We start from the raw sequence: 18,124 nt of genomic DNA, 5'->3' as shown, positions 1-18,124 counted from the left end.
TAGAAAAACAGCATTGACATTTTTGTCAATGCTGTTTTAATTGCTGAATTATACTATATAACTCTGTGTTATTTTAATACAAACTCAATTTCTGTTTTATCAGTAAAATTAGCTTCAAACTCAAATTGTTTTACTTGTTCATTCACGGCTAACTTTTTCGTAATGTGTTCTTTAATTTGTTCATTTGTAGCTGTTTTGATTGACAATCCATCTAAAAGAGTCATGATTTTGTCTTGTGCTGCCTTACCTTCTAATTCTAAATCAGCAGATTCATCTTCATACGTTGCTTCAATTGTTCCGTTCGATTTTATTTCATAGGTGAACTCAATTTCATTTTCGTCGTATTCGATTTCTACGTCAATCTCTTGAAGACTGGCAACAGTTGGTGTCGGTGTGGTTAGTTCATTGTCTGCTGTTTCATGGTCCCCACCAACTTCAGGAGTTACAGTTTCCCACTTAAAGGTACCAATTTTAGCTGTTGCTAGATAGGGATTATTAATGGTAATGACTTTCAATTGAAGTTCTGAATGGTTGGCGATATCTGTTAAAATCCCCAGAGCCTGATATGTATTTTGTGTAAAACGTGTCGCAATATTTTGCGCATCAATTGTGGAATAGCCTAATGTTTCCCAGGTGATTTGTTGCTTTAATTCCTGATGAACGGCTTGTACTGTCGCCGGCTCCAATTGAATGCCCGTTGCTTCTTTTAAGTCTTTCTTGGTAAAGCTCATTACTTTTTCATGGTCTGATTGTGAAATTAAGGTCGCTGCTTCCATTGTGTTACTATGTACAAAAGGTGTGATTCCGATAGCTAAGACCATTCCTGCTGTTAATAAACCTGTTGTTATTTTTTTGTTTTTCATTTAAGACTTCCCTTCGTGTTCATTGTTATTTTGTTAACAAACATAGTATATCTTTTAATTACACATTAAGTCAACATTTATTTTTAATTTTAATTAAAAAATATTTGTTATTTTATAATAAAAAAACCTTGTTTCCCATAAAAACAAGGTTCTTTATCTAATCATTAATGTTTATTTCAGAACACGTTTTAAATAATATCCTGTGTAACTGTCTTTGACTTTAGCAACTTCTTCTGGTGTTCCTGTCGCCACGATCGTCCCACCACCGTCGCCACCTTCTGGCCCTAGATCAATCACATGGTCCGCAGATTTGATGACATCCAAGTTATGTTCAATCACTAAAACGGTATTGCCCGCTTCCACTAAACGCTCTAATACTAGAAGCAACCGCGCAATATCATCGGTATGCAAGCCTGTTGTTGGTTCATCCAGAATATAAAAGTTTTTCCCATTAGAATTTTTATGAAGTTCACTCGCTAGCTTCATCCGCTGTGCTTCTCCACCAGATAAAGTAGTTGCTGGCTGCCCCAATGTCACATAGCCTAAGCCTACATCCACAATTGTTTGCAATTTACGATGAATTTTAGGGATATGTTTGAAAAATTCTACGGCATCTTCCACCGTCATATCTAAAATATCAGAAATGTTTTTGCCTTTATAATGAACTTCTAACGTCTCAGAATTATAACGTTTGCCATGACAAACTTCGCAAGGCACATAGACATCAGGTAAAAAGTGCATTTCAATTTTGATGATACCATCCCCGCGACAAGCTTCACAACGGCCACCTTTGACGTTAAAACTAAAGCGACCTTTTTTATAGCCACGAACCTTGGCTTCATTTGTTTGGGCAAACAAATCGCGAATGTCATCAAAAACACTAGTATAAGTCGCTGGATTACTTCTTGGTGTTCGACCAATTGGACTTTGGTCAATGTCAACAATCTTTTCAATGGCTTCATAACCAGTGATGCTTTTGTGTTTCCCAGGTTTATTGGAATTACGATTTAATTTTTGGGCCAGCGCTTTTTTCAAAATTTGATTGACTAAAGTACTTTTCCCTGAACCTGAAACGCCTGTGACAGCAACAAATTCACCCAGCGGAAATTCAACACTGACATTTTTTAAATTATTTTCACTGGCACCAGTGACTTTGATCGCTTTGCCATTACCTTTGCGACGTTCTTTTGGTACAGGAATCACTTTTTTCCCAGAAAGATATTGTCCGGTCAATGAATGCGGATTTTTAGCAACCTCTTCCGGCGTACCAGCGGCTACAATTTCACCGCCCAGATGTCCAGCGCCAGGTCCCACATCAATCAAGTAATCCGAAGCCATCATTGTATCTTCATCGTGTTCCACCACAATTAATGTATTGCCTAAGTCCCGCATTTTTTTCAATGAGTCAATCAAGCGGTCGTTATCTCGTTGATGCAAACCAATTGATGGTTCATCTAAAATGTAAAGGACGCCTGATAAGTTTGAGCCAATTTGTGTTGCTAAGCGAATTCTTTGTGCTTCTCCGCCAGAAAGTGTACCAGCAGCTCGACTTAAGGTTAAGTAATCTAACCCGACATTTTTTAAGAAGGTTAACCGATCTTCGACTTCTTTTAAAATTGGCCGAGCAATCGTTGTTTCTTGTTCAGATAAAGACACACCTTCAAAAAATTGGACCGCATTTTTTATTGCTAATTCACTGACTTCACCAATGTGCGTGCCATTGATTTTCACAGCTAAAGCTTGCGGATTCAAACGATACCCTTGACAGCTTCGACAAGTCAATTCTGTCATGTATAACCGCATTTGATCTCGTGTAAAATCGCTATTTGTTTCATGATAACGTCGTTTAATATTTTTTAAAATCCCTTCAAATGGCACTTCCACATCACGAACACCACCAAAGTCATTTTCATAATGAAAATGAAAGTTTTTCTCGCCAGAACCATTTAAAATAATTTCTTGTTGGTCTGCAGGTAATTCTTCAAACGGCGTATCCATATCAATCCCAAAACTGGTGGCTGCTTGTTCCAACATTTGTGGATAATATTGGGAACTAATAGGGTTCCACGGAACAATGGCTCCTTCTCTCAAGGTTTTAGTGGGATCTGGAATCACTAAGTCTTTGTCCACTTCTAATTTAACACCTAAACCATCACAATCGGGACAAGCGCCAAATGGTGCATTAAATGAAAACAAGCGCGGTTCCAATTCACCGACTGTGAACCCACAATAAGGACAAGCATAATGTTCACTAAACAACATTTCTTCTTGACCAATCACATCAACAATTGCGTAACCTTCAGCTAAACGCAAAGCCGCTTCAAACGAATCAAACAAGCGAGAGCGAATGCCTTCTTTCACAACGATACGGTCAATCACAATCGCAATATCATGTTTTTTATTTTTTTCAAGTTCTGGTGCCTCACTAACATCATAGGTTTCACCATCCACCCGCATTCTGACATACCCTTCACGTTGGATCATTTCAAACACTTTTTTATGTTGGCCTTTTTTCTTGACCACAACAGGCGCCAAAATTTGAATTTTTGTTCGCTCTGGTAGCTCTAAGACTTTATCAACCATCTGTTCAACAGACTGACTGGTAATTTCAATATGATCGTTAGGACAAATTGGATGACCTACCCGAGCAAATAACAATCGTAAATAATCATTGATTTCTGTGACCGTCCCTACTGTTGAGCGTGGGTTTTTACTTGTCGTCTTTTGATCAATTGAAATAGCTGGACTTAAACCATCGATGCTGTCAACATCTGGTTTATCCATCTGTCCCAAAAATTGTCGCGCATAAGCAGAGAGACTCTCTACATAACGTCGTTGCCCTTCTGCGTAAAGCGTATCAAATGCTAATGAACTTTTACCAGAACCAGATAGTCCAGTTACAACAACCATTTTGTCACGAGGAATCGTGACATCAATATTTTTTAAGTTATGGGCGCGTGCACCATGAATCACAATTTTATCATTTGCCATATATGTTCTCCTTTTACTAAATCTCTTACGTCAAATCATTTCAAGTCATTCTATAGAGAAAAGATTAGTAAAAGACACGATGGTTCATCGTATCTTTTACTTAATCCGTTGGTTGACTTATTTGGCAGCTTTCAATTCAAGAATGGTATCTCGTAATGTGGCTGCAGTTTCGAAGTCTAATGCTTTGGCTGCATCTTTCATTTCTCTTTCAAGTTTCATTAATAAATCAGCTTTTTCTTGTCTTGATAAATCTTCATATGATTTATCCAATTGAACCACTGTTTCATCTTTATCAGCTGTTTTGGAAATAGAAATCAAATCACGAATTTCTTTAATAATTGTTTTTGGTTCAATGCCATGTTCTTCATTATATGCTTCTTGGATTGCCCGACGTCGTGCCGTTTCATCCATAGCTCGTTGCATCGAATCGGTGATTTTATCTGCATACATAATGACTTTTCCTTCGGCGTTCCGGGCAGCCCGTCCCATCGTTTGCACTAACGAGCGTTCACTACGTAAGAAGCCTTCTTTATCCGCATCTAGAATCGCAATTAAGGAAACTTCTGGCACATCGATTCCTTCACGTAATAAGTTAATACCTATTAGAATATCAAATTCGCCTAATCGTAAATCGCGAATGATCTCCGTTCTTTCCAGTGTTTTTATATCACTATGCAAATATTTAACTTTTAAGCCTAATTCTTTGAAATAGTCGGTTAAATCTTCGGCCATTTTCTTCGTTAAGGTTGTGACAAACACCCGCTGATCTTTTTCGATCCGTTCATGAATTTCGCCCACCAAGTCATCAATTTGACCCATAATTGGGCGGATTTCTACTTCTGGATCTAGTAAACCTGTTGGTCGAATGATTTGTTGAACAACAGTCTCTGTTTGTTCCATTTCATAAGGGCCTGGTGTTGCCGATACATAAACAATTTGGTTTACATGTTGTTCAAATTCTTCTAAACGAAGCGGTCGGTTATCAAGTGCACTTGGTAAACGGAAACCATAGTCCACTAACATTTGTTTCCGTGCTCGGTCGCCATTATACATTCCTCTAATTTGCGGCATTGTTACATGAGACTCATCGATTACAAGTAAGAAGTCATCTGGGAAAAAGTCCAACAGCGTATATGGCGGCTCTCCTTCTTGGCGACCATCCATATGTCGAGAGTAATTCTCAATCCCTGACGTATAGCCCATCTCTCTCATCATCTCAATATCATAGTTAGTTCGCTGTTCCAAACGTTGAGCTTCCAATAATTTGTTTTCACTGCGAAGCACTTTCAAACGTGCCTCTAATTCTTCTTGGATCTGCGATATGGCATGTTCCATATGTTCTTCGTTCGTCACAAAGTGTGTTGCCGGAAAAATAGCGACATGCTCTGTTTCGCCGACAATTTCACCAGTTAACGCATCTACTTCACGAATTCGATCAATTTCGTCTCCGAAAAATTCAACACGTAGCGCATGCTCATCCCGTGAAGCTGGGAATATCTCAACCACATCACCGCGGACACGAAAACGCCCCCGTTGAAAATCAATATCATTTCGTTCGAATTGAATATCGACTAAGCTTTTTAGTAACTCATTACGATCCATTTCCATTCCCACACGTAATGAAACAACTTGTTGACTGTATTCCCGCGGATCCCCTAAACCAAAAATACAAGAAACTGACGCTACCACGATGACATCGTTTCGTTCCAATAAAGAACTTGTCGCTGAATGGCGTAGTTTATCAATTTCATCATTAATACTGGAATCTTTTTCAATATATGTATCACTTGAGGGTACATATGCTTCTGGTTGATAATAATCATAGTAACTGACAAAATACTCGACCGCATTATCTGGGAAAAATTCTTTAAATTCCCCGTATAATTGTCCAGCTAGTGTTTTATTATGTGCAATCACTAATGTTGGTTTGTTCACTTCTTGAATCACATTAGAGATTGTAAATGTTTTACCTGTTCCGGTCGCTCCAAGTAAAATTTGAGCTTTTTCTCCACCTTTGACACCGTCAACTAGTTCAGCAATAGCGGCTGGCTGATCTCCGGCAGGCTCATATTTAGAAGCCAAATGAAAGGTATTGGAAGTTTCTCTTTCGATCATTTATAACTCCCCCTCAAAGTGTCTAATTTCTCTTAAATTATCGGCCCATTCTGGCAGAATGTCCACTTATTAGTTTAACATACCGAACATATTTTCGCCACTTTTGCTGTTTCGGACTTCAACTGATCTTAATCTTTTGTTCTTATTTTCTATGTCATGTTTTATAACATGAAATGTAAGGAAATTAGAGTTTTTTTCTCTTTTTAGCGTTCAAATACTTGTCAGCTTCCTATTTCTTACTATATAATTGTTCAATATGCAAAACTAGGAGGTATTTTATGAAAAGGAAACACTTTTTACTTTCTTTCTTTGTGATGATGGTAACTCTGCTAACATTCATTAGTGGCACTTCAGCACATGCAGAAGGAAAGAAATATACAATTGGAACGGATTTAACATTCGCCCCTTTTGAATTCCAAGACTCAAAAGGAAAATACATTGGTATTGACGTTGATTTATTAGATGCGATTGCCAAAGATCAAGGTTTTGAAGTGGATTTAAAACCATTAGGCTTCGATAGTGCAGTCCAAGCGATTCAATCTAAACAAATTGATGGCATGATTGCTGGAATGAGTATTACGGATGAGCGAAAAAAATCCTTTGATTTTTCAGATCCATACTTCGATAGCGGTTTACAATTAGCGGTAAAAAAAGGAAACGACAAAATTAAATCATATGATGATTTAAAAGGCAAAACGGTTGCGGCTAAAGTTGGAACTGAAAGTGCCAATTTCCTTGAAAAAAATAAAGAGAAATATGACTACACCATCAAAAATTTTGACGATGCAACGGGTCTTTATAAAGCCTTAGAAAACGGCGAAGCGGATGCAATCGTTGATGATTATCCTGTATTGGGCTACGCAGTGAAAAATGGTCAAAAATTACAATTAGTTGGCGATAAAGAAACAGGCAGTTCTTATGGTTTCGCAGTGAAAAAAGGTCAAAACCCTGAATTAATCAAAAAGTTCAACGCTGGTTTGAAAAATCTTAAAGACAATGGTACTTATGATAAAATTTTAAACAACTACTTAGCGACAGGCGATGAAACAAACACACAAGACGCTGGCGAACAGATGAAAAAAATCACTCCTAAAAAAGAGAAATATGTGATTGCTAGTGATTCTACATTTGCTCCGTTTGAGTTTCAAAATGCCCAAGGCGATTATGTCGGAATTGATGTAGATTTAGTCAAACGTGCAGCTGAATTGCAAGGTTTTACTGTTGAATTTAAATTTATTGGTTTTAGTTCTGCTGTCCAAGCTGTTGAATCTGGTCAAGCAGATGGGATGGTTGCAGGCATGACGATTACGGATGATCGTAAAAAAGCCTTCGACTTCTCTGTTCCTTACTTTGATAGCGGTATTCAAATTGCGGTCAAAAAAGGCAATGACAAAATTAAATCGTATGATGATTTAAAAGGCAAAAAAGTCGGCGTAAAAATTGGTACTGAAAGTGCTGATTTCTTAGAAAAAAATAAAAAGAAATATGATTACTCAATTAAGTATTTAGACACAACTGATGCATTATACAGTGCGTTAGAAATTGGCGAAGTTGATGCCATGATGGATGATTATCCTGTCATTGGCTACGGGGTTGCGCAAAATCAACCACTAGCGACACCAATTCCTCGTGAAAAAGGTGGTTCTTACGGTTTTGCTGTCAAAAAAGGGCAAAATCCTGAACTACTTGAAATGTTTAACGAAGGCTTAAAAGAAATGAAACGTACAGGTGAATACGATAAAATTATCGGCACTTACGTAAAAGATGGCAACGAAGCCAAAGAAGAAACAGCTGACGAATCTACGTTTGTTGGCTTCATGCAAAACAACTGGAAACAATTGTTACACGGTTTATGGATGACGATTCTATTAACGTTGATTTCCTTCGTACTTGCTTTAATTGTCGGCGTTATTTTCGGATTATTCAGCGTTTCACCAATCAAAGCATTACGTGTACTTTCAACCATTTATGTTGATTTAATTCGCGGAATTCCTTTAATGGTCTTAGCGTTCTTCATCTATTTCGGATTACCTGGTGTGCTTGGCTTTAATATCCCGGTCTTCATTGCTGGGATTATCACATTAACTTTAAATGCCAGTGCCTATATTTCTGAAATTGTGCGCGGCGGAATCAAAGCTGTTCCAGTTGGCCAAATGGAAGCTTCAAGAAGTTTAGGTCTTTCCTATAATCGGACAATGCAAAAAATTATTTTACCACAAGCGATTCGCATTATGATTCCTTCATTCATTAACCAATTTGTTATTTCATTGAAAGATACAACTATCCTTTCAGCAATTGGCTTAATCGAACTACTACAAACAGGAAAAATTATTGTTGCTCGGACATTACAAAGTACAATGGTTTACTTCGTTATTGCGTTAATCTACTTAATTTTAATTACTAGCTTAACTAAATTAGCGAAAAACCTTGAAAAGAAGGTGAACTAATATGACTGAAAAAATCTTAGTTGAACATTTAGTAAAAAAATATGGTGACAACACGGTCTTAAACGACATTAATGTTTCTATTAACGAAGGCGACGTAGTCTGCGTCATCGGTCCTTCTGGTTCTGGTAAAAGTACTTTTTTACGTTGCTTGAATCAATTAGAAGAAGCTTCTAGCGGAGACATTATTATTGATGGTGCGAACTTGACAGATAAAAATACGGACATCAACCAAGTCCGTCAACATATCGGCATGGTTTTCCAACATTTCAATTTGTTTCCACATTTATCTATTTTAGAAAATATTGTTTTAGCACCAACCGATTTAGGTCGCTTGTCAAAAGACGAAGCGGAGAAAAAAGCGTTAGAACTTTTAGATCGTGTTGGATTGGCAGATAAAAAAGATGCCTATCCTGATTCTTTATCTGGTGGTCAAAAACAACGTGTCGCAATTGCACGTGCGTTAGCGATGAATCCTGATATTATGCTTTTCGATGAGCCAACATCAGCTCTTGATCCAGAAATGGTTGGCGATGTTCTTGGTGTAATGAAAGATTTAGCAAAACAAGGAATGACAATGGTCATAGTTACTCACGAAATGGGCTTTGCAAAAGAAGTGGCTAACCGAGTAATGTTCATTGATGGCGGTAACTTCCTAGAAGATGGTTCGCCAGAGCAAGTCTTTGAAAATCCTCAAAACCCTCGAACAAAAGATTTCTTAGATAAAGTATTAAATATTTAAACAAAAGCACTTGGCGCGCGCTAGCGCCCAAGTGCTTTATTTTATGGTTAAATTGTTTCCGTAACAGAGACAGATTGAACGTGCCCTTTTTCTTTCAAGAGATGGTGCAAGTTGGAATGCCAGAAATCTTCTTTGCCTACATAAGAAATCTTTGCTGTCACTGCCTCTTGTTCGGATTCCAAAGTCAATTCTACTAAGCGCTCCCCTTTTTCTAAAGAAGCTTGAAGTTGTTCATGCAGTCGGCTTTCTTTAATCATGGGTTCCTTCATTTTTACGATAAGCTGCAATCGTTTTAAAGGAGTTTTTCGTTTAAAATGGGCCAGAGCTAATACTAGCAAAGTTGCCACGAGATTGATAAACGCAATGGTTAAAAAGCCCATCCCAATGACTAAACCAATAATAGTAACATTCCACATCATTACTGCTGTCGTTAACCCAGAGACTTTCCTTTCTCTAAAAACGATAATCCCCGCACCGAGAAAGCCTACACCACTAATCACTTGGGCGCCATATCGTGTAATATCCATAGAAATAATGGACGCCAAGGCGCTATTTTGTTTCACCACATCGACTAAAATATCCACCGATTGAATCTGTAAAATGGAAATCGTACAGGAGGCCAAACATAAAATGGCATTACTACTGATACCGAAGCCTTTTCTTTTAATACTTCTTTCTAACCCAATCAAAGCTCCAAAAACCACGGCTAGAGCCATCCGAATGACAACGTCGGTGAGAGAAAGTTCAATCATTTTTAAAGAATTCATCGCTTTCTCTCCTTTCTTGCAAATGACTATTTGGCTTATTTTGTATTAACTAATAAACGCAAGCCATTAAAAATGACCACTAAGGTACTTCCTTCATGAATAAGTACGCTAAATGCGATATTCGCAATACCTAAAAAGTTCAAGATAATCAACGTTGCTACCACTAACATTGAAAAAATAATATTTTGCTGCACAATTTTATTCAAGCGTTTTGAGACACGGTGAGCATAGCCTAATTTAGAAAGATCATTTTTCATCACTACCACGTCTGCAACATCGATAGCAATGTCTGTACCATCCCCCATCGCCACTCCGATATCAGCATTCACTAAAGCGGGCGCATCGTTAATGCCATCACCAACCATCCCAGTCATTCCTACTTCGCGTTTTAATTGATCAACAATCGCTGATTTTTCCTCAGGTAAAACATTAGCAAAAACTTGGTCCACGCCTACTAAGCGGCCAACTGCTTCACCCGTAAGTTTTGCATCTCCTGTAATCATTGTTGTTTCAATATTCTGTGACTTGAAATAGTGAATGGCGTTCATTGCTTCTTCATTAGGAACATCCATCAATGCCACTAAACCAATCACTTGTTCATTTTCGGCAAAGTACACTACCGTTTTGCCTTCACTCGCTAATTTCGTTGTTTGTTTCTCAATGATTGTTGGCACTTGTTCGAAACTAGATGGTTTACCAATTCTAAAAGTTGTGTCTGCAATGGTCGTTACTAAACCCACCCCAACAATATTTTCTACTTCTAAATTTAAAGCCGTTGTTTCTGCTTCAAAGCGATTAACAATCGCCGTCGCCAATGGATGATTGGATTTTTTCTCCATATTTGTTAAAACAGCTACTAATTCTTCTTGGCGATCTTCTAAGCCATCAACAAAAAGATAATCTGTGACTTCAGGTTTGCCTTTTGTTAGGGTTCCTGTTTTATCAAAAGCGAGTGCTTTCACTTCAGCTAAATTTGATAAGAATGAGCCACCTTTAAACAAAACGCCTTGTTTTGCTAAATTGGAAATTCCTGATAAAGTTGCCGGAACGGCACTCGCTGCTAAAGCACAAGGGGAGGCAGCAATTAAGAAGACCAAGCCTCTGTAAAAACTTTCAGCCCAAGTCAATTGGAAAAGTAATGCGCCACCTAAAACAATTAGTGGAAAAACTGCTAAAACTAGTGTGACATATTTCGGTTCAAATCGTTTAATTTTGCTTGCAATTTCTGATTGATTTTCTTGTGATTGGTTCACGAGCTGTACGATTTTTGCAAAAACTGTTTCTGAACTATCTTTCGTTACTTCAACAACAATTGTGCCTGAACCGTTCATAGTACTACCAAAAACTGGGTCCCCACTATTTTTTTCTTTGGGAATACTTTCCCCATTAATAGATGATTCATCCACAGCGGTACTTCCTTCAATCACGACGCCATCTGTCGGAATTTGCGCACCATTGAGGACTTGCACGCGGTCACCAATCTTCAATTGTTCAACTGACACAGTTTGAATTGAGCCGTCGTCTGTTATCAGGCGAGCTTCTGTTGGATTTAAATTTAATAGTTTTGTAATTTCACGTTGGCTTTTGCCTTGGGCATAATCTTCAAGGAAATGCGCCGCCGCAAAAATCAAAATCAACAATGCTGATTCTTCAAAACTTCCCATTAATGCTGAACCAACTGCAGATAAGGTCATTAACAAATGAATATTAGGCGAAAACTTTCGATTGTTTTTCGTATCCCGATACGTATCTCCAAAGCCTTCCCAAATAATATGATAACCAGCTAAAATAGCAGCTAACGAGAAAAGAATATTTTTCATTAAGAGCATGTTCCCTAAAAATAAACCGATAAAGAAAAGAGCCAATCCTGTAAAAAAGAGAATAACTGGAACGTTTTTACCTTTTTCTTCATGTGTGTGTGCACCTGTTTGTTTTGACATTGTTATGCGCCTCCTCATTAATGTTTTTCTATTCATATGAATGTATATTCATATTATAAAACACTTGGGTGGTTTTGTAAAGACTTAAACACAAAGACAAGCGATGATTCTATTCGATAGGATCACCGCTTGTCTTTGTCGATTCTTTTTGTTGTTGATATTTTTCTTCTTGAATAGTCAATAATGATTGCGTTAAATTGACCCAATCAATCGAACGAGGTGGATCCAGCCAAACCATAACTTTACTCTGTTCTTCTTGATACAAGTTATTTAAATTGGTAATCACCACATCTGGTAAGGTATCTGATAACGGGTCAATAATTTCTACATTCAAATTCACATAGACGGATAAATTTTTTTTGATGAATTGGTTATACTCTTTTCCATAAGAAAAATCAATTAGGACCTTGGCTGGCTCTGCAATTAAATGAACCGGAACATGATTAATTAGCAACAATAGATAGTTAAAAAACAAACAGTGATTGGCTTTCGCAATTTTTTTATGTTTTGCTGTTAACCAACGAATATATTCAATTAAATAAAAATAAAATTCCGGATATGTTTGCTTAAAAAACTGTAAATCCATTTCAAAATCGTCAAACATATTAATCGGAAAGTAAATAACATTGAAATGAATAATTGCTAACCCTTCTTCTAGAGTATTCCTTGTTGACTCCTCTAAACAATTAAATGCTTTTTCAAAACTTCCAATGAAAACACGAGTTAGGCTTTCAATCGTAGGATCTTCATGAATGACATATTTTTTCTCTAGTTTGCCATGCAAATACAAGAAAAAAACAATCGTATACGTTAATGATTTTGAGGCCAATGCCCATGCCACTTGCGATTTTTTTATTAGTTCCTCTGAAAATGTATTCAGTGCACGCGTATCGATCCCTTCCACCGCACGTCCTTCGTTGTTAATCATAATAGCTAAATAATGGAAAAAATTGCGTCGCTCATAGGTGGTGAAAGTATAGTTTAACTCAACAGACTGTAATACACGTTTCGCTTCATTATAAACTTTTACCGAATATAGTTCGGAAATTGGTTGATTGGAAAGCGTGAACAATTTATACAAAAAAAATGAAATTGCTTTTTGATTGCCGACAATTTCCCGCTTACTAAAATAGATCTGATACTCCTTTAAGGCTTTTTTTAGCCGCTGTAAGGTACTATACGCCACAGAGGTGCTGACATGATTACATTCAGCAAACTTTGTCAAACTATAATTTCCTCTAAAGTAAGACAACACTAATTTAAAAGAGAGCGATTCTGTTAAGTATTTCGTGAGCAAAAGTTTACTTGAATAGTTTCCATCAATTTCAAGTGTAACATCTACATCAGAAACGACTAAAGTTAAGCTGTCGCTTAACTTTAGATTGTCAATATCTGCTTTTAATTTTTCTAATGTTTTTTTGACTAAAAAATTCGACATTGATAATTCTTCGCGAAGTGCAATAAAAGTACCTGATAGCGTGGGACTTTCTTCTAAATGCCTTAGCAAGGAATAACTTCGTTGATCTTCTTTATTTAAAAAAATTTCATAATTCATCATTTATCAGTTCTTTCTCCCATAAATAGCCGTTCCTACTAATTCCCGTATGAAATTCAAGTAAAAAGTGTTTTGCCCCTCCGTTCCAGCACCGCCTGTGCTATTTGGTACAATGGTGATATGGCTAGCATCAAATAATTCATCCGTGAAAAATACTTGATGCTGACTTTTCTTGGAAGAAGGCCTTTCTTCATTTGTTTTTGGATTATTGGTTGTCACTTCTTTTTTACTAACGTCTTCGCTACTTTCTTCCGTTTGCGTTTCGCTAGTAATAGTACTTTCATTTGTTTCTTCCATTTTTTCTGGTGTGCCAGTATTCTCAATCGGATAAATTTCTTCTGTTGGATTGGTCGGATTATAAATTGGATTCCGTTCTTCTGCTGCTTGCACAGTGGTTACTTGAAAAAACGAGAGTAACAATGTACTCCATAATAGTAAATGTTTGTATTTATCCATTTTTCTCACATATATTGCCAAATACTTTAGCTACATAACAAAACAAAAAATATAACTAGTAAAGTGGTATCAGACGATATTTAACAATACTCCTTCTTATTATTTCTTTTTTTGAGTTAGGTTTGTTGAATAAACTGCATGTTTGATAAGTAAAAACAAACAAAAACGTTGCCGATGATCAAATCAAAAATTAACTACTCTTTATATTTCTCTTTCGTTTTTTTCCTGTTTCTTTTTTCGCCAAATCAACCAAGCAATGATTAAAATCACTATCAATAATAGTAGTAAGCCAATCATCAAATATAAATTCGAATGATTTTCTTTTAAGGTGACATCTTTTTCATTTAATTCTTTGGCAACTTCACCATTAATTGTAAAGTCTTTTTCAAATTGCCATTGATTTCTAAAAGATATCGATTCATTGTTTATTGATTTTTTAAATGAGCCTGCAGCATCTTTATTCCCAACAACGGTCATAGACAAATGGTAATCTCCTGGCTTAAGTGGTTGCCCTTTTAGCGCAATAGGAACAGAAAAATTGGTATTTGGCGCAATTTGCATGTTTGCTTTTTCCTCTTTATATAAAACTTCTTCATGCCCCTTTTTGGTAATCTCTGCCGAAAAGGCAACTTGGTTAATATATGTTTTTTGATCATTTTGTAGATTGACTAAAATCACATTTCTAGCATTAATCTGTCCTGGTGAGACTTTTTTCAAAAGTAAATTTGGCTCAACCTTTTTTTTGTTTTGTTGCATCAATAATGCGACGACATACGAATACTCATTTTTAATGGATAACCCCTGACTTTTATCGTCTTGACGTTTGCCTTCATCCGACATTTCTTCTTTAAAAGTGATACCACTAGCTAACACTCCATCAAAGGGTGTATTAGGCATTTTGACGTTAATAGAAACCGTTTGTTCACTTTTCGGTTTTAAACGAACTGAGCTAGGGTATTGAACATAGTCTTTTATATCAAACGCTAAACTTTGATCTTTTTTTCCCTTATTTTCACCATACTCCACGATTACATTTGAATTGGTAATGGCACTATTGATCGAAATACCTACCTTTACTTCTTTATCTGTATCATTGCGTAAGTTCACTTTCAACTCAGTTTCTTCATTTGGTTCTAGTAATAAATCAAAGTAAGTTTTTTCTTTATCTACTTGTTTTTCTGATGGAATAGGCGTAACCGCAAAATTAAATTCACTGGCAAAACCATTGCTAGGTACTAACGCTAAAAGAATTAGTAGTATCGGAAAAAAAAGAAATCGTTGTTTTTTTCTGTTCAAATTATTTACTCCTTTTCTATATGTAGTGAATAGCAGGTAACCATGTTCCCCGCTATTCTTCTTTTTAAAATTCGTTTAATTTCCTGGAGCGTCTGTCAACGTCCATGTTAATTTTGTGGCGTATTTTTCAGCGTATTTGGTTGTAGAACCTGGAACAGTTAACTCAATACTTTTAGCAGCTGTAGTTGCATCTGTTCCCCAATCAAATAAATAAGTTCCTGCACCGTTTCCTTTTGCTGCACTCATTACATCTGATTGACTACCATCTGAATTCAACGTGATTGTGGCTGGGCCTGTTGGTTTACCTGAATCTGAAGCAGTCACTACATTTCCGTTTTTAAACGTGATAGCTGCCCCAGTCAATTCTTTACCAGAAGTTGATTTAAATTGTCCTTCTTGTTTCACTTTTAATGACCAGCCAGCTTCGGTTCCACGGTTATCTGTTACTTGGACATAGTTAGGCCCTTCTTTGACTTCATCGGTTGCGCCTACCGTCTTGTATTTTTGGGTAGCAGCAAAATAAGTCTGATCCTTCGACGTGATTTTTTGAACACCGAAGTCTAGACTTGACGCATAATCAATTGACAACGGACCGTTTGTTCCTGGATTAGGACCTTCAGGATCTGTTGGGTCAATAGGATCAACTGGATTAGTTGGATCCGTTGGGTCAACCGGATTAGTTGGATCTTCACTTGGTGTAAATTCTACGATACCATTAGATGTATAACTACCGCCATCTTCTGCAAAGGCTTGAGAAGTCATGCCTAAGCTCCCTAAAATAAATGTGGATAAACATACTGTTGTTACTTTTTTCATTTTCTTTTCTCCATTCTTTTCTTTAATTTCCTGGTACGTCTTCTAACGCCCAAGATAAACGAGCTTTAAATGTTCCAACTCTTTGATAAGCTACAGGAACATTGATTTGAATTCCTTGTTGTTTTGATTCATCAAGTAATGCTGTTAAATCTGTTTCACCTTTCTGATTACTTTCTAAAAGCGTAATTGCCTCATTTGTAATCTGAGAGCTTCCAACAGTTGAAACGAAAGAAAAAACATCTGGCATTACAATTGAATCATTTGTTAACGGTTGCGTTTGCTTTAGTTGCAAGCGCCAATTATTTGCGTTACGTTCATCCACGACTTTGAGTCCTTCGGTGGGATGCCCAAGTTTAATTAGTGGTTGATTACGTATCTTTTCCGTACCAAAAGTAATCTGTTTTGGTGCCTCTTTAAAATATAGTTCCCCTAAACGATAGTAAAAATAAATATCTTTTGTTTCCTCTGTCATTGTTCCTTCCGCATTGCCCGAGTCTTTTGTAAAAACATAGCCAGAAATATCTAGGGGTTTTTCTTGATAGGGTGTACCAATTTTCTCTGTTACACTTTTAGGTGGAGCAATATCTTTACCTTCCGCGTCTTTATAAAAAACGGTTACTGTTTTTTCTGTTGGTTTAGGAATAGTAATCGTTACATTATTTGACTTTTGCAGTAAGGTTCCTTCTTCATAATAGTCAAAGTTCATAGTTAAAACTTTTTCGGGCGTATTATCTTGAAGGGTTGTTTTTAATTCAATAATCATGTCCTTCTTTAAAACTAGGTAGTCATTTAAAGTAATTGTTAAGTGATTCCCTGTTTGTGTCAGATCTTTGGCTGCTACCTTTTTACCATCAATCGTTAATGAATTTTCTTCATATGCTAATTCATCAGGTAAGTCAATGCTTACTTGCGGTTGACGATCTTCGATAAAGTCATTGTCAATATTCAACGTATTCCGTAGTCTCACCTGATCATTTTTCACTGCTTCAACAGCTGAGCTAAACTCCTGACCATTCACGCTAAGGGCTGCTTGTGACGTAACGTTGGTAGGAATTTGTGTCATTGCTAAAGCATTCTCTTGGTATTTGCCACCTGTAGAGGATGTAAAGCCCCAATAAACCGTTGTTGCGCCAAATTGTGCATTTAAATCTGAAACTACATACGTATTCGTGCCCACACCTTCTAAATCATATGTTAATGCTTTGGTTGCGGCATTCCAATGAACAGTCAACATGCGCCAGGTTCCATTAGATAGATAGGTTGGCGCAACGGTGACACCTGAATGCTCCCCTGTATAGCTGTTGTTATTAGCTTTCGGAGTGACAAAAGCTAAATGCCCATTTCCCTTATCTTGTGAAATTTCTCGGTCCATTCGGTTGGAACTACCAGTATTTTTATAGGTATCAAACTCAATCGATAAGGCATTTCTAACATAAGGTTGACCAGCTTTCGTGGAGTATGCACCGATTCCCATCCCAGGTGAACCAATGACTTCTTGAGGCGTTGTGGACATTCTAGGATCATTCGTTAAGGTAAAGGTCATACCATCACCAGCATTTGCATACTCGTTTCCTAAATACAAATAACTTTTAAAGGTAAAATCCGACAATAAACTGATTGGTTTTTTTGACCAAATAGCTCCTTTTTGTGATTTAACAGCTGGGTTTAGTTGTAATAACTTCCCACCTTCTAAAATACTTGTTGCATTTCCAATTGGCTCTTGAAATACCTTGTCGATTGGAATGATATTAGGATCATCAGGCAATGAAGTAGCGTATGGCGCAGCCAACATGCGCGGCTGTGGTTCAACTATCGCCGATTCCGTTACACTGTTATCGTCATCCTTTTGTTGTTTGCTAGGTTCTAAAGTAGCCGTTGATTGGTCTGTTTCTGCTGGATGATTATCGGTTGTTGTTGTCGTTTCTAGGGAAGGTTCTTGCTCTAATGTTTCCGAGTGAGAAGGAGCGCTAGTTGCCTGATCATTGGCCGATTCCTCCACTATTTCCCGATTGACTTCGTTGATATTTGTCGAAGGATTACTAATCGCTTCGCTAGTAATAGGCGCAAGGAGTAGTAAGAATAAACTACTTGCCAAAAAGACTAGGCTTTGTTTGTTTCGCATCTCTCTTCACCTCTACT

The 18,124-nt window shown here is 37.1% G+C and carries 12 protein-coding genes; 2 read left to right on the top strand and 10 right to left on the bottom strand.

Annotation, left to right across the window (positions count from 1 at the left end; all coding sequences use genetic code 11):
• Positions 1–68 precede the first annotated feature (68 nt).
• From IGL17_RS02490 to uvrB, 3 genes are all read right to left on the bottom strand, one after another.
• The gene (locus tag IGL17_RS02490; protein ID WP_016616606.1) at positions 69–863 is read right to left on the bottom strand and encodes a YusW family protein; all 795 of its coding nucleotides are present in this window, start codon (positions 861–863) and stop codon (positions 69–71) included.
• A 171-nt stretch (positions 864–1,034) separates the two neighbouring features.
• Positions 1,035–3,854 (bottom strand): excinuclease ABC subunit UvrA, encoded by a 2,820-nt coding sequence (gene uvrA / locus IGL17_RS02485; RefSeq protein ID WP_002361280.1) that lies wholly within the window; start codon positions 3,852–3,854, stop codon positions 1,035–1,037.
• Between the two features lie 117 nt (positions 3,855–3,971).
• Positions 3,972–5,969: an excinuclease ABC subunit UvrB gene (uvrB, locus tag IGL17_RS02480; RefSeq protein ID WP_002355618.1), complete on the bottom strand. Its 1,998-nt coding sequence runs from the start codon at positions 5,967–5,969 to the stop codon at positions 3,972–3,974.
• Between the two features lie 278 nt (positions 5,970–6,247).
• Between uvrB and IGL17_RS02475 the strand changes: the two genes are divergently transcribed.
• On the top strand, positions 6,248–8,416 hold the full coding sequence (locus IGL17_RS02475; RefSeq protein ID WP_002355617.1) for an amino acid ABC transporter substrate-binding protein/permease: 2,169 nt from the start codon (positions 6,248–6,250) through the stop codon (positions 8,414–8,416).
• 1 nt (position 8,417) lies between these two features.
• Positions 8,418–9,155 (top strand): amino acid ABC transporter ATP-binding protein, encoded by a 738-nt coding sequence (locus IGL17_RS02470; RefSeq protein WP_016618263.1) that lies wholly within the window; start codon positions 8,418–8,420, stop codon positions 9,153–9,155.
• Positions 9,156–9,202: 47 nt separating this feature from the next.
• Here IGL17_RS02470 and IGL17_RS02465 read toward each other — a convergent pair whose 3' ends face one another.
• From IGL17_RS02465 to IGL17_RS02435, 7 genes are all read right to left on the bottom strand, one after another.
• Positions 9,203–9,922 (bottom strand): MgtC/SapB family protein, encoded by a 720-nt coding sequence (locus IGL17_RS02465; protein ID WP_002361276.1) that lies wholly within the window; start codon positions 9,920–9,922, stop codon positions 9,203–9,205.
• Between the two features lie 35 nt (positions 9,923–9,957).
• Positions 9,958–11,862, bottom strand: coding sequence for a heavy metal translocating P-type ATPase (locus tag IGL17_RS02460; protein ID WP_016618262.1), 1,905 nt, complete (start codon positions 11,860–11,862; stop codon positions 9,958–9,960).
• A gap of 109 nt (positions 11,863–11,971) precedes the next feature.
• The gene (locus IGL17_RS02455; RefSeq protein WP_002358731.1) at positions 11,972–13,420 is read right to left on the bottom strand and encodes a helix-turn-helix domain-containing protein; all 1,449 of its coding nucleotides are present in this window, start codon (positions 13,418–13,420) and stop codon (positions 11,972–11,974) included.
• A gap of 3 nt (positions 13,421–13,423) precedes the next feature.
• On the bottom strand, positions 13,424–13,873 hold the full coding sequence (locus tag IGL17_RS02450) for a hypothetical protein (protein WP_016618261.1): 450 nt from the start codon (positions 13,871–13,873) through the stop codon (positions 13,424–13,426).
• Between the two features lie 201 nt (positions 13,874–14,074).
• Positions 14,075–15,169, bottom strand: a complete 1,095-nt coding sequence (locus IGL17_RS02445; protein WP_010713872.1) for a DUF916 and DUF3324 domain-containing protein — start codon at positions 15,167–15,169, stop codon at positions 14,075–14,077.
• 75 nt (positions 15,170–15,244) lie between these two features.
• Entirely contained in the window at positions 15,245–15,985 is a 741-nt protein-coding gene (locus IGL17_RS02440; protein WP_002375974.1) for a WxL domain-containing protein, read from the bottom strand.
• A 22-nt stretch (positions 15,986–16,007) separates the two neighbouring features.
• Complete coding sequence (locus tag IGL17_RS02435) at positions 16,008–18,107, bottom strand: lectin-like domain-containing protein (RefSeq protein WP_016618260.1); 2,100 nt, start codon at positions 18,105–18,107, stop codon at positions 16,008–16,010.
• Positions 18,108–18,124: the final 17 nt, after the last annotated feature.

Source organism: Enterococcus sp. AZ088 (genome assembly GCF_051714845.1).
In the GTDB taxonomy this organism is placed as follows: Bacteria; Bacillota; Bacilli; order Lactobacillales; family Enterococcaceae; genus Enterococcus; species Enterococcus faecalis.
The sequence above is the reverse complement of the archived record's forward strand: the minus strand, read 5'-3'. Positions and strand labels throughout refer to the sequence as shown.

Coding starts and splice junctions, on each gene's coding strand:
- IGL17_RS02455 (WP_002358731.1), bottom strand. CDS start 13,420: ATGATGAATTATGAAATTTTTTTAAATAAAGAAGATCAACGAAGTTAT.
- IGL17_RS02475 (WP_002355617.1), top strand. CDS start 6,248: ATGAAAAGGAAACACTTTTTACTTTCTTTCTTTGTGATGATGGTAACT.
- uvrA (WP_002361280.1), bottom strand. CDS start 3,854: ATGGCAAATGATAAAATTGTGATTCATGGTGCACGCGCCCATAACTTA.
- IGL17_RS02450 (WP_016618261.1), bottom strand. CDS start 13,873: ATGGATAAATACAAACATTTACTATTATGGAGTACATTGTTACTCTCG.
- IGL17_RS02465 (WP_002361276.1), bottom strand. CDS start 9,922: ATGAATTCTTTAAAAATGATTGAACTTTCTCTCACCGACGTTGTCATT.
- uvrB (WP_002355618.1), bottom strand. CDS start 5,969: ATGATCGAAAGAGAAACTTCCAATACCTTTCATTTGGCTTCTAAATAT.
- IGL17_RS02490 (WP_016616606.1), bottom strand. CDS start 863: ATGAAAAACAAAAAAATAACAACAGGTTTATTAACAGCAGGAATGGTC.
- IGL17_RS02460 (WP_016618262.1), bottom strand. CDS start 11,862: ATGTCAAAACAAACAGGTGCACACACACATGAAGAAAAAGGTAAAAAC.
- IGL17_RS02435 (WP_016618260.1), bottom strand. CDS start 18,107: ATGCGAAACAAACAAAGCCTAGTCTTTTTGGCAAGTAGTTTATTCTTA.
- IGL17_RS02440 (WP_002375974.1), bottom strand. CDS start 15,985: ATGAAAAAAGTAACAACAGTATGTTTATCCACATTTATTTTAGGGAGC.
- IGL17_RS02470 (WP_016618263.1), top strand. CDS start 8,418: ATGACTGAAAAAATCTTAGTTGAACATTTAGTAAAAAAATATGGTGAC.